Below are 16,818 nucleotides of genomic sequence, written 5' to 3'. Positions count from 1 at the left end.
GTGCTGGTGTTGTCCGTTCGATCCATCCACAAACCGGCTCCTCAGTGGGGATTCGGGGGGCGTTTTTCCGATTAATGGTGGCGAGACCGGCCGAGAGGCGGCCGCTCAACCGAAAGGAACCCGCCATGCACAACACCATCGTCCGCTCGGAGCGCCGCACCGAGATCCGGCGCCTCGCCGAGCGCGGCCTCACCACCGTCGAGTACGCCATCGGCCTGCTCGCCGCCGCCACCATCGCCATCCTGCTCGTCAGGGTCTTCTCCGATAATGCGTTCTTCCAGGTCCTCTTCGACTGGGTCACCGGAGTGTTCGGCAAGGTCCTCACCGGTGACTTCAACATTTCTGATCTCCTGAAGGTCGGGAGGTGACCAGTAGGCCCCGACGGGGGCAGCGGGGCATGGTGACGGTGGAGCTGTGTGTCGGGCTGCTCTTGGCCATCGTGCTGACCGCTGCCCTCGTCGGGGCCTCCCTCCTCGGCGTCGCCCAGGCCACGGCTGCCGAGGCCAGCGCCCAGCTGGCCCGGCAGGCCGCCCGGGGTGACGAGGCCGCACTGCAGGACGCCAGGGAACGGGTGCCCGACGGTGCTCGCATCGACATCGACAGGCAGCCCTCAGGGGTGGCAGCGGAGGTCACCATGGCCGTGCCGGTGCTGTTCCTGGGGCCGGTCGAACTGTCCGCCAAGGCGTGGGCGGCTTACGAGCCGGGGGAGGGACCGTGAACCGCCGCGACGAACGGGGCGCCGTGGGGGTGCTCGTCACCACCGGCATGAGCCTGGCCCTACTGGTCGTCTTCAGCGTGGCCGGGGTGTTCATCGCCTGGTTCTCGGCCGCCCGCCATGCCGAGCAGGCGGCGGAACTGGCCGCCCTCGCTGCAGCGTCTGCCTCCGCGCAGGATGCAGATCCCTGCGCCGCCGCGAGCGATACGGCTCGCCGCAACGGCGTGGCAGTGGCAGCCTGCGACGTGCGAGGCGCCGGCCGTCACGTGGTCGTCGAGGTCACCGTGGAAGCGCCCTTGGAGCCGAACCTGCCAGGCGCGCCGGCCACCTTCCAACGGATGGCGACGGCGGGTACAGGAGCGCAATAGGCTTGACCCATGACTTATGTTGCATCGGAAGACCGTTATGAGTCCATGCCCTATCGGCGGCTCGGCACCTCGGGCCTGAAGCTCCCCGCGATCTCGCTGGGCCTGTGGCACAACTTCGGTGACGACAAGCCCCTCCAGACGCAGCGCGACATCCTGCGGCGGGCCTTCGACCGGGGGGTGACGCACTTCGACCTGGCCAACAACTACGGCCCGCCCTACGGCTCCGCCGAGACCAACTTCGGGCGGATCTTCGCGGAGGACTTCAAGCCCTACCGCGGTGAGTTGATCATCTCCTCGAAGGCGGGCTGGGACATGTGGCCCGGTCCCTACGGCTTCGGCGGCTCGCGCAAGTACCTCGTCGCCTCGTGCGACGACTCGCTGAAAAGGATGGGTCTCGACTACGTCGACATCTTCTACCACCACCGCCCGGATCCGGACACGCCCGTCGAGGAGACGATGCAGGCCCTCGACTTCATCGTGCGCTCGGGGCGCGCGCTGTACGCCGGCATTTCGTCCTACTCCGCCCAGTTGACGGCGAAGGCGCAGGAGATCGCCCGCAGCCTCAGAACCCCGCTGGTCATCCACCAGCCGTCGTACTCCATCCTCAACCGCTGGGTGGAGGATGGCAGCCCCAGCCTGTTGCAGGCCACGGCAGACCACGGCATGGGCGTCATCGCGTTCTCGCCGCTGGCCCAGGGGATGCTCACCGACCGTTACCTCGACGGCATCCCTGAAGACTCGCGTGCCGCCGCGGGCAAGTCACTGGACGCAGATCTCCTGAGCGACGAGAACGTCAACCACCTGCGCGCACTCAACGACATCGCAGGCAAGCGTGGGCAGTCGTTGGCACAGATGGCGATCGCCTGGGTGTTGCGCGACCAGGGGGAGGCGTCGGTCACCTCCGCGCTGCTCGGCGCATCGTCGGTGCGCCAACTCGACGACAACCTCGACGCTTTGGGAAACCTCGAATTCACCGCGGAGGAACTGGCCGCCATCGACGAGCACGGCGGCGTCGACGGTGTGAACCTCTGGCAGGGAGCCACCGACTCCGTACAGTGACATGTGCAAGACCCCGCCCACCGGCAACCGGTGGGCGGGGTCTTGCGCTGTGTTCGGGGCTGTGGTCAGGAAACGTCCGGGATGTCGACCGGCTGGTCGAAATCCGAGTACTCCGTGGTGGTGACGATCTCGCCCACGGCGACCTCCTGCTTGATCACCCGGAACTGGTCGTCCACCCACATGGTGGTGGGCATCCCCTCGTTGCCGGATTCGCCACCCAGCGCCGCGATGATCACGTGCTTACGCATCTTCATTCACCCATGGTCTCAGGTTCCAAGGTCAATAGGATGGCCAGCATGCCTCTCGATGCAGCAGCGCTCCGCGAGCGCCTTGTCGCGGCCGATTACACCTCCGATGGCGTGGTGGAGCGCATCGGCGACGACGGTCAAGCCGGCCTTGGGCGCAACTGCACCGTGCCGGCAGACGTTGCCCTCGGCGATGCGACAGATCCACAGGCCGCGCTCATCAGACTTTTCATCCTGCAGCAACAGGTGCCCCGCGAGGTCGTGGCCAACGCGCTGGACCTGGAGCAGTTGGTACGCGCCGGCTTCGTCGCCGTCGGAGGCGACGCAGTGCGGGCCGTCGTCGACGTCCGGCCCTACGGATCGCCGGATGACGGCGCCTCAGGCTGGGTGGTGGCTGATCCCACGCCGGGGCTCGACCACCAGATGCAGCCCATCCGGCCCGATTACGTGTTGGGCGTGTCCCCGGCGTCGACGACGCTGGCGCAGCTCACCATGCGGGAGCCGGTGGGTTCCGCGCTGGATCTGGGCACCGGCTGCGGCGTGCAGTCGCTGCACCTGTCGCGGCACGCCGAGCGCGTCGTCGCCACCGACGTCAACGAACGCGCCCTGGAGCTGGCACGCGTCACCGCAGCCCTGGGTGGGGTGGACGTCGACTACCGCAAGGGTTCCCTGTACGAGCCCGTGGCGGGGGAGCGCTTGGACCTCATCGTGTCGAACCCTCCCTTCGTGATGAGCCCGCCCAGCGACGAAGCCGCGACCCTCACCTACCGCGAGGCGAACTTCGAGGGCGACTCCCTCGTCGAGGCGCTCGTGCGAGGCGCGGCAGACCACCTCAACCCCGGCGGGTCGCTGCAGTTGTTGACCAACTGGGCTGTGACGGACCAGCCGTGGGAGGAGCGACTGGCCGAATGGGTGCCGGAGGGCTGCGACGCCTGGGTCATCGAGCGCGAACGCCTCGACGTGTTCAGCTACATCGAGATGTGGCTCACCGATGCGGGGCTCGCCGGCACGGACGGCTGGCGCGCCGCCTACGACGAGTGGCTGGCCTACTTCGATTCCCTGGGCATCCGCAGCATCGGCATGGGCTGGGTGCTGATCACCCGCGCTGAGCGCGCAGAACGCCACCTCCGGTTCGAGAGCTGGCCGCACGCCGTGGCGCAGCCCGTGGGTGACGTGTTCGCCCGGCACCGCGCCGCCGTCGACGCCTTCCAGCTGCCCACCGGTGAGCTGCTGGCCAGCCGCCCGCGACTCGTGGACGTGGAGCAGGAAACCATCGGTCGTCCCGGAGCCGAGGACCCGGAGCACGTCGTGTTCCGTCAGCGCGTCGGTCTCCTGCGCGCCATCAAGGCCGACACCGCCCTCGCGGCAACGCTCGGGGCCCTCGACGGCGACCTCACCGTCGGGCAGGTGATCGCCGCCGTCGGCCAGGTGCTGGACCTCGACGTCACCGAGCTCGCCGGCGCGCTCCTCCCCGAGATCCGCCAGGCCCTCCTCGACCAGATGCTCGTCCTCCAGGGAAGCGCTCGCTAGATTGGCTTGCTGAATAGATTGCATTGCTGACTAGATAGGTTTACGATCTAGTCATGACGACAGATGCCTGGCCGACCTCTTGGCTCAAGGGATTCCTCGAGCTCGCGGTGTTCGCGATCATCGCCGAGGGCGAGACCTACGGCTACGAGATCACCAGCCGGCTCGAGGCCCACGGATTCGGGGCCGTCAAAGGCGGCACGCTCTATCCCATCCTCGGCCGCCTCGAAGAGGCCGGTCTTGTGGAGGCCCAGTGGCGGGCCGGCGACTCCGGCCCCGGCCGCAAGTACTACCGCCTCACCGCCGACGGCGAAGCCGAGCTCAGCGGTCGCGTGGCCACCTGGCGCGCCTTCTCCCACAACCTCACCACCCTCCTCAAGGAGCGCTCATGACCAGCACCAGCTACACAGATGACCTGGCCCTCGAACTGCGGCTGCTGGATGTGCCCGGCACGCGGATCGGGGAGATCCTCGCCGAGGTGGAGGCCCACGTCGCGGAGACGGGGGAGGACCCCGTGGTCGCGTTCGGCCCGGTCAAGGACTACGCCCGTGAACGCGCCGGCCTCGCCGACGTGGACCAGAGCCGCAACCTATTGGTCCGCCTGTTCCGCGGCAAGCTGCTGCTGGCGGTGGGCGGCTTCTTCTACACGCTCATCGCCACCTGGTTCCTGATCAGCGGCATCCTTGCGCTCGCCGGGCGAGGAGGGGCGGCATTCGGTCTTCCGCCCTGGGCGGCCATCGCGCTGGGCGTGGTGCTGCTCGCCGCCTGGTGGGCCTGGTTCACGCGCCTGTCAGAGGCTGATCGCATCGTCGATCCCCGCACCGGCCGCGAGGTTGAATGGGACCTCCGTGGCAGGCGCAAGGATGCCTAGAAGCCTGACATCTTGACAGCGCAAGCTATTGTTCGTCACGAGTTTCCCCCAACAACCAAGGACAGATCTGCATGACCAAGCGTCTCGTGATTGTCGAGTCGCCGACCAAGGCGACCAAGATCGCCGGCTACCTCGGCCGCGACTACATCGTGGAATCGAGCCGCGGGCACGTGCGCGATCTTCCCACCAAGGCCTCTGAGGTCCCCGCCAAGTACAAGGGGCAGCCGTGGGCACGCACCGGCGTCAACGTCGACGACGACTTCAGCGCCATCTACGTCGTCTCGCCGGACAAGAAGGCCACCATCCGTGACCTCAAGGCCAAGCTGAAGGACGTCGACGAACTCCTCCTCGCAACGGATGGTGATCGCGAGGGCGAGGCCATCGCGTGGCACCTCATGGAGGAGCTCAAGCCGAAGGTCCCGGTCAAGCGGATGGTCTTCCACGAGATCACCCAGGCCGCCATCCAGGACGCCGTGGACAACCCCCGCGACCTCGACGTCGCGCTCGTCGATGCGCAGGAGACCCGCCGCATCCTCGACCGCCTCTACGGCTACGAGGTCTCCCCGGTGTTGTGGAAGAAGGTCATGCCGAGGCTCTCGGCCGGCCGCGTGCAGTCCGTCGCGACCCGCCTCGTGGTGGACCGCGAACGCGAACGCATCGCCTTCACCCCCGCCGCGTACTGGGACCTCGACATCACCCTCGACGGCGGCGCAGACGTCGATCCCCGCGACTTCCCGGCGCGCCTCACCGAGGTGGGCGACGCGAAGGTCGCTCAGGGCCGCGACTTCAACGCCGACGGTGAACTCACCGCCGGCAACGCCGTCGTCCTTGATGAAGCCTCCGCCAAGGCCCTCGCCGAGGCGCTCAAGGCCGGCAGCCTCGCCGTCGCCTCCGTCGACTCCAAGCCGTACACGCGCCGCCCGTACGAGCCGTTCCGCACCACCACGCTGCAACAGGAGGCCGGCCGCAAGCTGGGCTTCTCCTCGCAGCGGGCGATGTCGGTGGCTCAGGAACTCTACGAGAAGGGCTTCATCACCTACATGCGAACCGATTCGGTCTCGCTGTCGGGCGAGGCGATCAACGCGGCCCGCAAGGCTGTGCGCGTGCTGTTCGGCGAGCGGTTCCTGCCGGACAAGCCCCGCGTCTACGCCTCCAAGGTCAAGAACGCGCAGGAGGCACACGAGGCCATCCGCCCCGCAGGCGACTCCTTCCGCCACCCGGATGACACCGGCCTCGTCGGCGACCCCTACCGCCTGTACCAGCTCATCTGGCGACGCACCCTGGCCTCGCAGATGGCCGATGCCCGCGGAGAATCGGTCTCCATCAAGATCGACGCGCGCCTGAGCGCGACCGCCATCGGCGACGCCGAGGTCAGCACGGCCGGCCTGGTCGCCTCCGGGCGCACCATCACGTTCCCCGGCTTCCTGAAGGCCTACGTGCAGGGCACCGACGACGAGTCGGCCTCCGACGACGCGCAGTCGCGGCTGCCCGTGCTCACAGAGGGGCAGGAGTTGTCCGTGGCGAAGGCGGAGCCCGCCGGCCACGAGACCCGCCCGCCGGCGCGCTACACCGAGCCGTCCCTGGTGGCGAAGCTGGAGGAGCTCGAGATCGGCCGCCCGTCCACCTACGCCTCCATCATCCGCACCATCACCGCCCGCGACTACGTGTTCAAGAAGGGCTCAGCCCTGGTGCCCACCTGGCTCGCGTTCGCCGTGACGCGTCTGCTCGAGGAGCACTTCACCGAGTTGGTGGACTACGCGTTCACCGCGGAGCTGGAGGATCAGCTCGACGAGATTGCCGCAGGCAAGGCCAAGCGGCTCAAGGTGCTCACCGATTTCTACCGCGGTCCCGAGGGCGACACCCACCACGGGCTCGAGACCCTCGTCACAGAGCTGGGCGACATCGACGCCCGAGCGCTGTCCACCTTCCCGTTGAAGGATTCCGGCATCGACGTGCGCGTCGGTCGCTACGGCACTTACGTGGAGGCCGCCGATGGGCGCCGCGCCAACGTGCCGGAGGAGCTCGCGCCCGACGAGCTGACCGTCGCCGTCGCCGAGGAGCTGCTCAGCAAGCCCCTCGATGAGGAGCACGAGCTGGGCGTCGACGCGGAGACCGGTCGCATGATCGTCGCGAAGAACGGACGCTACGGCCCGTATGTCACCGAGGTGCTTCCCGAGGATGCCCCGAAGTCCGCCAAGCCGCGCACCGGCTCGCTGTTCACGTCGATGTCGCTGGATTCGGTGGATCTGCCCACCGCGTTGAAGCTGCTCAGCCTGCCCCGCGTCGTCGGGAAGGACGATGAGGGCAACGAGATCACCGCGCAGAACGGCCGCTACGGACCGTACCTCAAGCGCGGCACGGATTCGCGGTCGCTGACCTCCGAGGATCAGATCTTCGACATCACGCTCGACGAGGCCTTGGCGATCTACGCGCAGCCGAAGACCCGCGGCCGCGCCGCCGCCGCACCGCCGCTCAAGGAGCTCGGCGCGGATCCCAACACGGGCAAGCCCGTCGTCGTCAAGACCGGCCGCTTCGGCCCCTATGTCACCGACGGCGAGACCAACCGGACGATCCCGTCCGGAGAGACGCCCGAATCGATGACCCCGGAGCGGGCGTTCGAGCTGCTGGCCGAGAAGCGTGCCAAGGGGCCGGCCAAGAAGCCGGCCCGCAAGACCACGACCCGGAAGACAGCGGCCCGCAAGAAATGACGCTGGTTGAGCCGTCCTCCGCCCCAGCAGCGAGGGTGCGCGGTCGCGTCGAAATCTCCAAGGGTTCGGGGTGTCGAAGGGCGTTAGGCTGCTGGCATGGCTAAGAAGGGCAAGCCCACGGGTGCGCTGAGGTTCGAGGTGCCCTACACCTCGGAGCAGCCGAAGCTCACCTCGGCGGCGGTGGGGCTGCCGCGCCTCCTCCATCGCCCCGGGGCCAGCTACGAGATGGCGGTCAGCATCCTCGACGCCCCCGACGGCAGGCTGCTGCGCGCCGGGGTGGTCGTCGCCCACCGTGTCATCCGGGGTGGGGGAGAGTGGTACCTGTCGGCGCCGGGGTGGGAACCGCACCTCCCCGCAGAGCGGGTGGAGCAGATGGCCGGCAACGGGGACCTTCCCCGGGATTTCGCCCGCCTCCTGGGCCCGTTCGTCCGCGGCGCGGCGCTCAGCCCCATCGCCATCCTCACCTCGACGCGCGACGAGTGGGCGCTGCGCACCGACGGGGGCGAGACCGCCGCGATCGTCCGCGACGAGAAGGTGGAGGTGCACCGCGACCGTGCTGTCGTCAGCCGGCACCGCGAGGTCACGGTGGAACCCACAGATCACCTCACCGGCCAGCAGCGCGAGTTCCTGCTCAGCGCCGCGCAGGCGGTGCAGGCGACGGTGGTGGAGCGCTTCCCCACCATCCAGCAGCGGATCGGGTCCCCCGCCACCGGGCTGACGAGCTTCCCCGTTGCGCGGCCGCTGCGCCGCGACGCGACGCTGGAGGAGTTTGTCGCCACGCTGTTCGCCCGGCACCTCGGCGACATCGTGCGCGCCGATCTCGACCGCCGCACCGGAGACACCGAGGACGTAGGCCTCCTCAACGACCGGCTGTGGGCCTTCGGCCGCGACCTGCGCGGGCTGGCCCCGGTGCTGGAACCGGGATGGCGCAGCAGCGTCGAGCACCTGCTCAGGGGGCTGCCGTTCGAAACCTCCCACGACATCGAACAGCCCACCATGGACGTCATCGACGCCCTCATCGTCGGCGCCCGGGCCCCGCGCCTGGGCGACCTGTCTCAGTGGCCGGCGGCGCAGGTGCTGTTCGAGCGGGCCGAGCAGGGCACCGTCATCCTGGCCGACCGCTGCCGCAGCCTCAGCGTCACCGGGGCGGACGAGGCGTGGCAGGCCGCGCTGATGGCCGCCCAGCAACTCGAGGTGGCGGCCTCCGTGCTGGCGCCCCTCATGCCGAAGGTGATGGGCAAGTTGCTGCGCAAGCTCGACGACGTGCTCGACGAGCTACGGCACGCTTCGCACGGCACTCATCCGGGCGCACCCGATCTGGACGGGCTCTCTCCCACGCAGGCGTACCAGTTGGGCCTCGACTACGAGCGCGCCAGGAGCGAGACGGTCTTCCGCCGCCACAGCTTCGTCCATCAGTGGCCCGGCCGCGCCGCCGAGGCACGCAAGCTGATCGCCAAGGCGAAGAAGAAGCAGGACAAGTACGCGCGGAAGCAGAGGGCATGAGCGGGCTGTTCATCGTGTTCGAGGGCGGCGACCGCACCGGCAAGTCGACACAGGTGAAGCGGCTGCAGAGGTGGCTCGCGGAAAAGGGGCGGGCGCACCTGGTCACGCGCCAACCCGGGGGTACCTCGTTGGGTGCCACGCTGCGGCACCTGGTGCTGGACCCTGCCTCAGGGGACGTCGATCACCGCGCTGAGGCGCTCATGTATGCCGCTGACAAGGCGCAACACGTCTACGAGGTGATCCGTCCGGCGCTCGAGCGGGGCGAGGTGGTGGTCTGTGACCGTTATGTCGATTCGATGATCGCCTACCAGGGTGCGGGCCGTAACCTGGCGCTCGCCGAGGTGGGCGACATCGCCTGGTGGGCCGTCGGCGGGCTCCGGCCCGATCTGACCATCCTGCTTGACGCCGACCCCGATGAGGCGGTCTCCGTCAAGCAGAACAAGGACAGGCTGGAGAGCGCCGGGCTGGGCTTCCATCGACGCGTGCGCCAGCACTTCCTCGACCTGGCCGCGCAGCGCCCCGAGGAGTACTTCGTGATGAAGGCGTTCTCCGGCCGCGACGGGATGGCCGCCCAGATCGCGGCCCGTGTCGCACCCCTTCTCTAGGATGACCGCATGGGTGATGTGTTCTCGGAATTGATCGGTCAGGAGCGGGCGGTGGGCACGCTGCGCCGGGCCGTCGAGGGGCGCAGCCACGCCATGACGCACGCCTGGTTGTTCGTCGGCCCGCCCGGCTCCGGCAGGTCGAACGCCGCCAAGGCCTTCGCCGCCGCGCTGCAGTGCCCGCGCGGGGGCTGCGGTGAATGCGAGGAGTGCCGCACCACCCTCTCCGGCGCCCACCCAGATGTCACCCTGCTGCGCACCGAGCAGCTGTCCATCGGGGTCGACGAGGTGCGCGCCCTCGTGGGTCGCGCCAACATGGCGCCGGTCAAGCAGCGCCACCAGATCGTCGTGGTCGAAGACGCGGACCGGGTCACGGAGCGCGGTGCAGATGCCCTCCTCAAGGGCCTCGAGGAGCCGGCCCCGCGCACCGTGTGGCTGCTGTGCGCGCCCAATGCTGATGACGTGATCGTCACCATCCGCTCACGGTGCCGCGTCATCAAGCTGGCCACCCCGTCGGACGAGGCGGTCACCCAGTTGCTCATCGAACGCGACGGCGTCTCCCCGGCCCTGGCGGCCCATTCGGCCCGCGCGGCGCAGGGCCACGTCGGCCGCGCCCGCATGCTCGCCCGCTCAGAGGACGCCCGCATCAGGCGCCACGAGATCCTCACCCTGCCCGCCAAGCTCACCTCAGTGAGCGCGTGCCTCACCGCGGCGGAGAACCTCGTGGCGGCGGCGAAGGAGGAAACGGAGCAAACCACCACGGCGCTCGACGCCAAGGAGTTGGCGGCGCTGCAGGAGGCCTTGGGGATCGGCGGACGCGGCACGGCCAAGCCGCGCAACGCCCAGGCCGCGATCCGGGATCTGGAAGACCAGCAGAAGATGCGCGCCAAGCGCATGCAGCGCGATTCGCTCGACAGGGTCCTCACGGAACTGACCGGCTACTACCGTGACGTGCTCGCCGTGCAGACCGCACCCGAGGTGCCGCTGGTCAACGCGGATCTGGCAGACGAGATCGAACCGGTCGCCAAGCGGTCGACACCGGAGCAGACGGTGCGCGCGCTCGACGCCATCCTGGAGGCCCGCACGGCGCTCGAAGGCAACGTCGCCCCGCTGTTGGCGCTGGAGTCGATGCTCATCAGCCTGTCTCTGGCTCCACGTACCTAGCAACGGCGTGTCCCCCCTCATCACAGTGGGTCTCGGTGCGAAGATTGCCTGGAAGACTGCCCAGGGATAGGAACCAGCCGATGTCCAACAATGAGTGGGTCCAGGAAGGCACCCCGCGCGACGATGCGGAGTGGACGGAAGAGACCGATGACTACGGCGTACCCGTTGAGCCCGCAGAATGGGACGACTACTCGGCGGAGCAGGCTGTGCCCGTGCCGGCACCCCCGGCCCCGGCCGAGCCCCGCGACGAGCCGGTGCTCCCAGCTGAAGAGCAGGTCACGGATCATGCCAACCTGACCACCGCGCCCGAGCCGCGCGACGTGGCGGGGGAGGACGAGCCCGCCCCCACCGTCGAGCTGGGGGAGACCCCGGAAGAGGTCGCGGCCGACGATGGCGTCACCGAGGTGCGGGAGGGCCGGGCCGAAGAAACCGTGTTCGCCGACGATCGCCCGGTGGATGCCGCGGACGACGACGTCGCCCGCGAGGTCTCCGAAGGAATCGAGGCTGAGCGCACCGAGCAGCACCACGCCGATGAGCCGGTGATCGACGACACGCCCCGTGACGAGGATCTGGGCGCGGATCTCCGCGACGACGAGCCTGTGGTCGATGAGGCTCCCCGCGATGAGCCCCTCGTCGGGGACCGTCGAGATGAAGAACTCGTCGACGAGGACCCCGTCGTCGTGCCGGTGGCTGACCCCGTAGGTGAGGCGCGCAGCGATGAGGTCATCGAAGGAGACCCGGCCGCCGATGAGCCGGTGGTGGCCCCGGTTGATGATGAGGCAGTGCTGGACGAGGGCGGCGCAACCCAGGTCGACCCTGATGCGCTCGAGGAGACCCGCGTGACCGACGCCACGGCGGAGCGCGACCCGGAGGAGGTCGTCATCGGGCGATCGCCCTCCACTGATCCCGAAGCCACGGCAGTGGCCGCGGCGCCACTGGCCGCTGCCGGCGGCGCAGGCTCCGCCGGGCTTGCCGCACCTGTCGGCATGGCCGGGCTGTACCGCACCGATGGCGACGAGACGCAGGTGCTCGACACCCGCCGAACCGTTGAGGACGAAGCCGCTGAGGAGGAGGCCCGTGCCGCCGCCCTGCGCGCTGAGAAGGAGGAGCGCGACCGTCGCCTCGGCCGGGTCCAGACCTCGGACGCCAACGCGGAGCGCGAACTGCGCCCCCGCGCCAAGGGCGTCGGCCGGTTCGGGAGCTTCGGGCTGTTCGTGCTGCGCCTGATCACCGCGGCGATCCTCGGTATCCTGGCCTACCAGGTGCTCTACAGCATCGACGCGACCGCTGAATTCCTGACGCGCCAGCCGCTGATCCCCGAGCCCCGCCTGGTGGCGTGGATCCTCGGGTTCACGCTGGCCGCGATGGCGGTGATGCTCGTCATCGGGCTCGGCGTGCGCATCGTCGGCCTGGTGCTGGCCGCCCTCGGGATCGCGGCGCTCGCCCTGATCCGTTGGGGCAGCTTCAGCCCGTTCGTCGACGGTATGGAGGGCTTCCTCGGCGATAAGGACCTCCTGATGACCGGCATCGGCATCCTGTTCCTGTCGCTCGGCGGCGGCCGCTTCGGTATCGACGGCGCGATCTACCGCAGCCGCGAAGAGGCCCGCGAGGCGAAGCGCAACTGACGCCACCCTGTTGAGAAGAATCCCCGCGAGGCCGAGCCCCGCGGGGATTCTCATTCCCTGAGCGCCGCCCGTCGCTGCTTGAGCCCGCGAGTTCCACGAGCGGTGTCGAAGCCCTGAAGCGTGTCTGTCACCTGATGTACAGGTGGTTTCCGCTGTCACTGATGGGGGCCTTCGCCGCCCATGCAGAAGGCGGTCACTCTGTGGTGCTGCTCGGTGCCTGGTTGGGATGACCGTCTTCTGCAACGCCCGATCCACATCAGCTGTGCTCGGCCGTGCTGAATCCGGCTGCGTTGAGCGACTGGTTAGGCTGGGCGCATGACACGGGTGATGGCGGTGGCCTTCGAGCGCCACGGCCAGCTGCACTACCTCGACTCAGGAGGCCGCGACTACAAGGTCGGCGACTGGGTCCTCTACCCGACGGCTGACGGCGCCGAGGTGGCCCAGTGCGTGTGGGCGCCGGAGGAGGCCGAACTGGCGGACGGCGACCTGCCCGTATGTCTGGGGCCAGCGTCTGCTGCAGACCTCGCCCGCGACGAGGCCAACCGGCAGGTGCGTGCGGATGCCACCGTCGCGGCGAAGGAGATCATCGCCAGGCGCGGGCTGCCCATGAAGGTGGTGGCCGTCGACTACCTCGACCGGTCGGCCGACTACGACCGGCTGATCGCCATCTACTACACCGCGCCTCACCGCGTGGACTTCCGGCAGCTACTGGGAGACCTCGCCCGCGCCCTGGGCGCGCGCATCGACCTGCGGCAGGTGGGGGCCCGCGACGCGGCCCGGCTGCAGGGCGGCATCGGCCACTGTGGCCGCGAGTTGTGTTGCTCCACTTTCCTCAAGGACTTCGAGCCGGTCTCCATGCGCCTCGCGCGCGTGCAGGGCCTGCCGCCCAACCCCCTGCAGATTTCGGGTGCCTGCGGGCGGTTGATGTGCTGCCTCAAGTACGAGCACCCGCTGTATGTCGACTTCGTGCAGAGGGCCCCGTCGATCGGCGACAGGGTGGAGATCGACGACGGCGAGGGCGTCGTCGTCGGCCACAACGTGCCGTCCGACTCGGTCACCGTGCGTCAGGCGGGCGGAGAGATCGTGCGCTGCCCGCTCGAATCGGTATGTTCGACATCGCGCGCACGCAAGGCCCGTGTGGCAGGAAAGGCAGTTGATGAGTAGGTCGGTCAAGGTCACCCAGATGATCCTGGCGATGATTGCGCTGGCCCTCATCGGCTCGCTGTTCATCGGGGGCATGGTGGGCGGGCGCAACCGTGACCAGCCTGCCTCTCCCACGCGCACGGGCACGGAGACGCCTTCACCGGTGCCCAGCGGGGAGCGCATGCCGGGCGTGCCGTCGACCCCGGTGGCAGAGCACCCGACGATGGCGCCGGTCAGCAACGCCAACGCGGACCGGCAGCTCTCCTACGAGCCGCAGGGCGAACCGAGCGTCGAGTTCGAAGAAAGCCTGGGGAGCTACGAGAAGTACGCCACGCAGAGCGTGGAATGGTCCGAATGCACCGAGGGCGGCCGTCCGCAGTGCGCCACCGTGCTGGTGCCGCTCGACTGGGACAACCCCGAGGGCGAGGCCATCGAGATCGCCATCAACCGGGTTCCGGGCGGCGATTCGTCGCGTGGCGCGCTGTTCGTCAACCCCGGAGGCCCCGGGTTCGGTGGCCAGAGCATGGCCGTGAGCCTGGCGGGCCGCTGGCAGAACTACGACACCTACGGCTTCGACCCGCGAGGCACCGGCCAGTCCACCCATGTGGTGTGCGGCACGTTCGAGGAGAGCGAGGAGATGCTCGCACTCGACGGCAGCCCGGACGACGCCGCCGAGGAACAGGCGCTGATGGAGGGCTCCAAGCGGTTCGCGCAACAGTGCCGCGACGGCTCCGGCAAGCTCCTGGATCACCTCACCACCATCGACGTGGTGCGCGACCTCGACCTCATCCGGCACCTCGTCGGCGCAGACAAGCTCAACTACGTGGGCGTGTCCTACGGCACCTACCTGGGCGTGATGTACGCCCAGCTGTTCCCGGACACCACTGGGCGGCTGGTGCTCGACGCCGCCGTCGAGATCACCGACCGCGAGCCCACCCCGCAGGTGGCGGGCTTCGAGTTGGCGCTGAACAACTTCATTGACTGGTGCGCCGGCTCCGATCTGTGCGACCTCGGCGATGACGCCGACGAGATCCGCTCGGACATCGACGGCATGCTCACCCGCCTCGACGAGCAGCCCCTCCAGGTGGGGGACCGGGAACTGACCCAGTCGCTGGCCGCGCTCGGCATCGCCGTTCTGCTGTACGAGGACGACCAGGCCTACCGCACGCTGGCCCAGTACCTGGGCGAGGCGATCGCGGGGGACGGACAGGCCCTGCTGATGCTGGCCGACCTGTACAACGGCCGCACCCCCAACAGTTACGACACACCCCTCTATGCGTTCCCCGCGATGGGCTGCGTCGACGGCGTGGACCAGGGCGCCGACGCGGTGCTGCCCGCCTGGCGCGAGACCTTCCCCAAGGCCCCCGTCATGGCGCCCAACATGGGCACCTCCTTCACCTGCGAGTTCTGGACGGCAGACTCGGCGCCCCAGTTGGAGATCACCGCGCCTGATGCCCCGCCCATCCTGGTGGTCGGCACGACGGGGGATTCGGCCACGCCGTACGAGCAGGCAGTCTCCATGGCGGAGCAGCTCGAATCCGGCACGCTGCTCACCCTCGAGGGCGCCGGCCACGGCGCCGTCACCGGTGACAACTCCTGCATCGCCGAGGCCGTCGACAAGTTCCTCTACGACGGCGAGGTCCCCGATGAGGGCACCCGCTGCACGTAGGGACCGGCCAGTTGGCGAAACCCGCCGTCGGTTCTGTATAGTTCCGTCTGCTGCCGCCCTAGCTCAGTCGGTAGAGCGACGCTCTCGTAAAGCGTAGGTCACGGGTTCGATTCCCGTGGGCGGCTCCACTTCAGGCCCCCGGTCATGGACCGGGGGCCTGCTTGTTGCCTACCCGCCCTCAGCCTCGGCCGGGCGCCTTGTAGTCTTGGCATTGCGTTCAGGGAGCAGACTCTGGACGTCCGGTAGAGGAGGAAACTCGTGTTCGACTGCGCCATCATCGGTGCCGGCCTGGCTGGGCTGGTGGCCGCACAGCATCTTGTTGACCGAGGGTTGAGCGTCACCGTGCTCGAGGCCAGGGACCGCGTCGGCGGCCGGGTTGAGAATAAGACCCTCAACGACGGAAGCTACGTCGAGCTCGGCGGCCAGTGGATCGGCCCCGGCTTCGATTCCCTCCTCGAAATCATCGACGACCTGGGCCTCGAGACCATCGGCCTGCCCGCCGAGGGCAACCTCATCGTCCGCCTCCGCGGCCAGGCTCTCTCCGTGCCGTCGTCCGAGGACGAGCCGGCGCTCACACCGTTCGAGGTCTCAGATCTGGGCCAGGGGCTGCTGCGCCTGCGCCGGCTCGCCGAGCGCTTCCGCACGGACACGGCCTGGCGCAAGGCCAACGACGCGTGGCTGAACCAGGATCTGCGCCGCTGGATCACCACCAACCTCCGCACGCAGGGCGCGCAGCGCCGTTTCTCGGAGGTGTACAGCGCCGCGTTCGGCCCCATGCCGAAGGACTGCACCCTCCTGGAGGGCCTGCACCAGGTCAACTCCGGCCCGGATCTGGAGACCATGCTCGCCAGCAACGGCGGCCTGCACCAGAAGCGCGTCGACGGCGGCATGGCCGCGGTCACCGACGCCCTCGCCGCGAAGCTGGGAGACGCGGTGCGCCTTGGCGCCGAGGTGGTCAAGGTGGAGCACACCGATACCTCCGCTCGGCTGACCCTCGCCGACGGTGAGGTCATCGAGGCCAAGCAGGTCATCTCCACGCTCCCGCCCCGCCTCGCGATGTCGCTGGAGCACGAGCCGGCGTTGCCCGAGTGGCGCGCCGAGGCTGCAGACAAGGTGGCTCCCGGCAACGTCATCAAGGCCTTCCTCATCTACGATGCGCCCTTCTGGCGCGAACTGGGCCTCAGCGGTCAGTCGTCGGCAGATGAAGGCGCCGTGCGGGTGACCTTCGACGCCACCGCTCAGGGCGCGGCGAAGGGCCACCTGATGGGCTTCTTCGAGGGCGCGGACGCGGATTCGCTGTCGCGTCGCTCCGTGACGCTGCGCGAGCGCGCCTTCGTCGATTCCGTGGTGCGCAGCTTCGGGCAGGCCGGTTCCAAGCCCGCTGCCTACATCGAGCGCGACTGGGCCGCGGAGAAGTTCACCGGAGGCTGCCACGGCGCGCACTTCGCACCGGGTGTGTGGACCACCAACGGCCCCGTCCTCGCCGAACCCGATGGCGTCCTGCACTGGGCCGGCTCCGAGTACGCCACCCGTTTCAACGGCTACATGGAGGGCGCAGTGCGCAGCGGCCGCGAGGTCGCTGCCGTGGTGGCGCGCAACCTGGCCTGACCGCGGCCATA

Annotated in this window: 16 protein-coding genes and 1 tRNA gene; 16 read left to right on the top strand and 1 reads right to left on the bottom strand. The window is 69.0% G+C overall.

What is annotated here, in order from left to right:
• The first annotated feature begins 125 nt into the window (after positions 1 to 125).
• Genes BN1186_RS07205 through mgrA form a run of 4 tightly spaced genes read left to right on the top strand, consistent with a single transcriptional unit; the run spans position 126 to position 2,142 of the window.
• A complete protein-coding gene (locus BN1186_RS07205) occupies positions 126 to 368 on the top strand; it encodes a DUF4244 domain-containing protein (protein ID WP_040283454.1) in 243 nt (80 codons plus the stop codon).
• Positions 365 to 718, top strand: coding sequence for a TadE family type IV pilus minor pilin (locus tag BN1186_RS07200; RefSeq protein WP_139650941.1), 354 nt, complete (start codon positions 365 to 367; stop codon positions 716 to 718). The genes BN1186_RS07205 and BN1186_RS07200 overlap by 4 nt, the downstream gene beginning before the upstream one ends.
• Positions 715 to 1,083 carry an Rv3654c family TadE-like protein gene (locus BN1186_RS07195; protein ID WP_052459906.1) on the top strand — a complete coding sequence of 123 codons (369 nt, stop codon included), beginning with the start codon at positions 715 to 717 and terminating at the stop codon, positions 1,081 to 1,083. Before BN1186_RS07200 ends, BN1186_RS07195 begins: the two co-directional genes overlap by 4 nt.
• 9 nt (positions 1,084 to 1,092) lie before the next feature.
• Positions 1,093 to 2,142 (top strand): L-glyceraldehyde 3-phosphate reductase, encoded by a 1,050-nt coding sequence (gene mgrA / locus BN1186_RS07190; RefSeq protein ID WP_040283453.1) that lies wholly within the window; start codon positions 1,093 to 1,095, stop codon positions 2,140 to 2,142.
• A 65-nt stretch (positions 2,143 to 2,207) separates the two neighbouring features.
• On the opposite strand, the gene BN1186_RS07185 is transcribed toward mgrA, so the two are convergent.
• Positions 2,208 to 2,396, bottom strand: coding sequence for a hypothetical protein (locus BN1186_RS07185; RefSeq protein ID WP_040283452.1), 189 nt, complete (start codon positions 2,394 to 2,396; stop codon positions 2,208 to 2,210).
• Between the two features lie 42 nt (positions 2,397 to 2,438).
• On the opposite strand from BN1186_RS07185, the gene BN1186_RS07180 reads away from it, so the two are divergent.
• The 12 genes from BN1186_RS07180 to BN1186_RS07125 all read left to right on the top strand — a co-directional run bounded on the left by BN1186_RS07180 (position 2,439) and on the right by BN1186_RS07125 (position 16,807).
• Positions 2,439 to 3,917 carry a DUF7059 domain-containing protein gene (locus BN1186_RS07180; RefSeq protein ID WP_139650939.1) on the top strand — a complete coding sequence of 493 codons (1,479 nt, stop codon included), beginning with the start codon at positions 2,439 to 2,441 and terminating at the stop codon, positions 3,915 to 3,917.
• A 53-nt stretch (positions 3,918 to 3,970) separates the two neighbouring features.
• Positions 3,971 to 4,306: a PadR family transcriptional regulator gene (locus BN1186_RS07175; RefSeq protein ID WP_040283450.1), complete on the top strand. Its 336-nt coding sequence runs from the start codon at positions 3,971 to 3,973 to the stop codon at positions 4,304 to 4,306.
• On the top strand, positions 4,303 to 4,785 hold the full coding sequence (locus BN1186_RS07170; protein WP_040283449.1) for an HAAS signaling domain-containing protein: 483 nt from the start codon (positions 4,303 to 4,305) through the stop codon (positions 4,783 to 4,785). Before BN1186_RS07175 ends, BN1186_RS07170 begins: the two co-directional genes overlap by 4 nt.
• Positions 4,786 to 4,850: 65 nt before the next feature.
• Complete coding sequence (gene topA / locus BN1186_RS07165; protein ID WP_139650937.1) at positions 4,851 to 7,493, top strand: type I DNA topoisomerase; 2,643 nt, start codon at positions 4,851 to 4,853, stop codon at positions 7,491 to 7,493.
• 96 nt (positions 7,494 to 7,589) lie between these two features.
• The gene (locus BN1186_RS07160; RefSeq protein WP_040283447.1) at positions 7,590 to 8,996 is read left to right on the top strand and encodes a hypothetical protein; all 1,407 of its coding nucleotides are present in this window, start codon (positions 7,590 to 7,592) and stop codon (positions 8,994 to 8,996) included.
• Entirely contained in the window at positions 8,993 to 9,601 is a 609-nt protein-coding gene (gene tmk / locus BN1186_RS07155; RefSeq protein WP_040283446.1) for a dTMP kinase, read from the top strand. Before BN1186_RS07160 ends, tmk begins: the two co-directional genes overlap by 4 nt.
• A 9-nt stretch (positions 9,602 to 9,610) precedes the next feature.
• Entirely contained in the window at positions 9,611 to 10,762 is a 1,152-nt protein-coding gene (locus BN1186_RS07150) for a DNA polymerase III subunit delta' (protein ID WP_040283445.1), read from the top strand.
• A gap of 80 nt (positions 10,763 to 10,842) precedes the next feature.
• Positions 10,843 to 12,387, top strand: coding sequence for a midas domain-containing protein (locus BN1186_RS07145; RefSeq protein WP_040283444.1), 1,545 nt, complete (start codon positions 10,843 to 10,845; stop codon positions 12,385 to 12,387).
• A 315-nt stretch (positions 12,388 to 12,702) separates the two neighbouring features.
• Entirely contained in the window at positions 12,703 to 13,551 is an 849-nt protein-coding gene (locus BN1186_RS07140; protein WP_040283443.1) for a PSP1 domain-containing protein, read from the top strand.
• Positions 13,544 to 15,199: an alpha/beta hydrolase gene (locus BN1186_RS07135; protein WP_052459905.1), complete on the top strand. Its 1,656-nt coding sequence runs from the start codon at positions 13,544 to 13,546 to the stop codon at positions 15,197 to 15,199. Before BN1186_RS07140 ends, BN1186_RS07135 begins: the two co-directional genes overlap by 8 nt.
• A 52-nt stretch (positions 15,200 to 15,251) precedes the next feature.
• Positions 15,252 to 15,327: transfer RNA gene (locus BN1186_RS07130), tRNA-Thr, on the top strand.
• Positions 15,328 to 15,457: 130 nt separating this feature from the next.
• A complete protein-coding gene (locus BN1186_RS07125) occupies positions 15,458 to 16,807 on the top strand; it encodes a flavin monoamine oxidase family protein (RefSeq protein WP_040283442.1) in 1,350 nt (449 codons plus the stop codon).
• Positions 16,808 to 16,818 lie beyond the last annotated feature (11 nt).

It is taken from the genome of Tessaracoccus massiliensis (assembly GCF_000826065.2).
Lineage (GTDB): Bacteria > Actinomycetota > Actinomycetes > Propionibacteriales > Propionibacteriaceae > Arachnia > Arachnia massiliensis_A.
The sequence above is the reverse complement of the archived record's forward strand: the minus strand, read 5'-3'. Positions and strand labels throughout refer to the sequence as shown.

What these genes read in the sequence shown, in the direction of transcription:
- BN1186_RS07205 (WP_040283454.1), top strand. Translation starts at nt 126, where the DNA reads ATGCACAACACCATCGTCCGCTCGGAGCGCCGCACCGAGATCCGGCGC.
- mgrA (WP_040283453.1), top strand. Translation starts at nt 1,093, where the DNA reads ATGACTTATGTTGCATCGGAAGACCGTTATGAGTCCATGCCCTATCGG.
- BN1186_RS07185 (WP_040283452.1), bottom strand. Translation starts at nt 2,396, where the DNA reads ATGAAGATGCGTAAGCACGTGATCATCGCGGCGCTGGGTGGCGAATCC.
- BN1186_RS07180 (WP_139650939.1), top strand. Translation starts at nt 2,439, where the DNA reads ATGCCTCTCGATGCAGCAGCGCTCCGCGAGCGCCTTGTCGCGGCCGAT.
- BN1186_RS07175 (WP_040283450.1), top strand. Translation starts at nt 3,971, where the DNA reads ATGACGACAGATGCCTGGCCGACCTCTTGGCTCAAGGGATTCCTCGAG.
- BN1186_RS07170 (WP_040283449.1), top strand. Translation starts at nt 4,303, where the DNA reads ATGACCAGCACCAGCTACACAGATGACCTGGCCCTCGAACTGCGGCTG.
- BN1186_RS07160 (WP_040283447.1), top strand. Translation starts at nt 7,590, where the DNA reads ATGGCTAAGAAGGGCAAGCCCACGGGTGCGCTGAGGTTCGAGGTGCCC.
- tmk (WP_040283446.1), top strand. Translation starts at nt 8,993, where the DNA reads ATGAGCGGGCTGTTCATCGTGTTCGAGGGCGGCGACCGCACCGGCAAG.
- BN1186_RS07150 (WP_040283445.1), top strand. Translation starts at nt 9,611, where the DNA reads ATGGGTGATGTGTTCTCGGAATTGATCGGTCAGGAGCGGGCGGTGGGC.
- BN1186_RS07145 (WP_040283444.1), top strand. Translation starts at nt 10,843, where the DNA reads ATGTCCAACAATGAGTGGGTCCAGGAAGGCACCCCGCGCGACGATGCG.
- BN1186_RS07140 (WP_040283443.1), top strand. Translation starts at nt 12,703, where the DNA reads ATGACACGGGTGATGGCGGTGGCCTTCGAGCGCCACGGCCAGCTGCAC.
- BN1186_RS07135 (WP_052459905.1), top strand. Translation starts at nt 13,544, where the DNA reads ATGAGTAGGTCGGTCAAGGTCACCCAGATGATCCTGGCGATGATTGCG.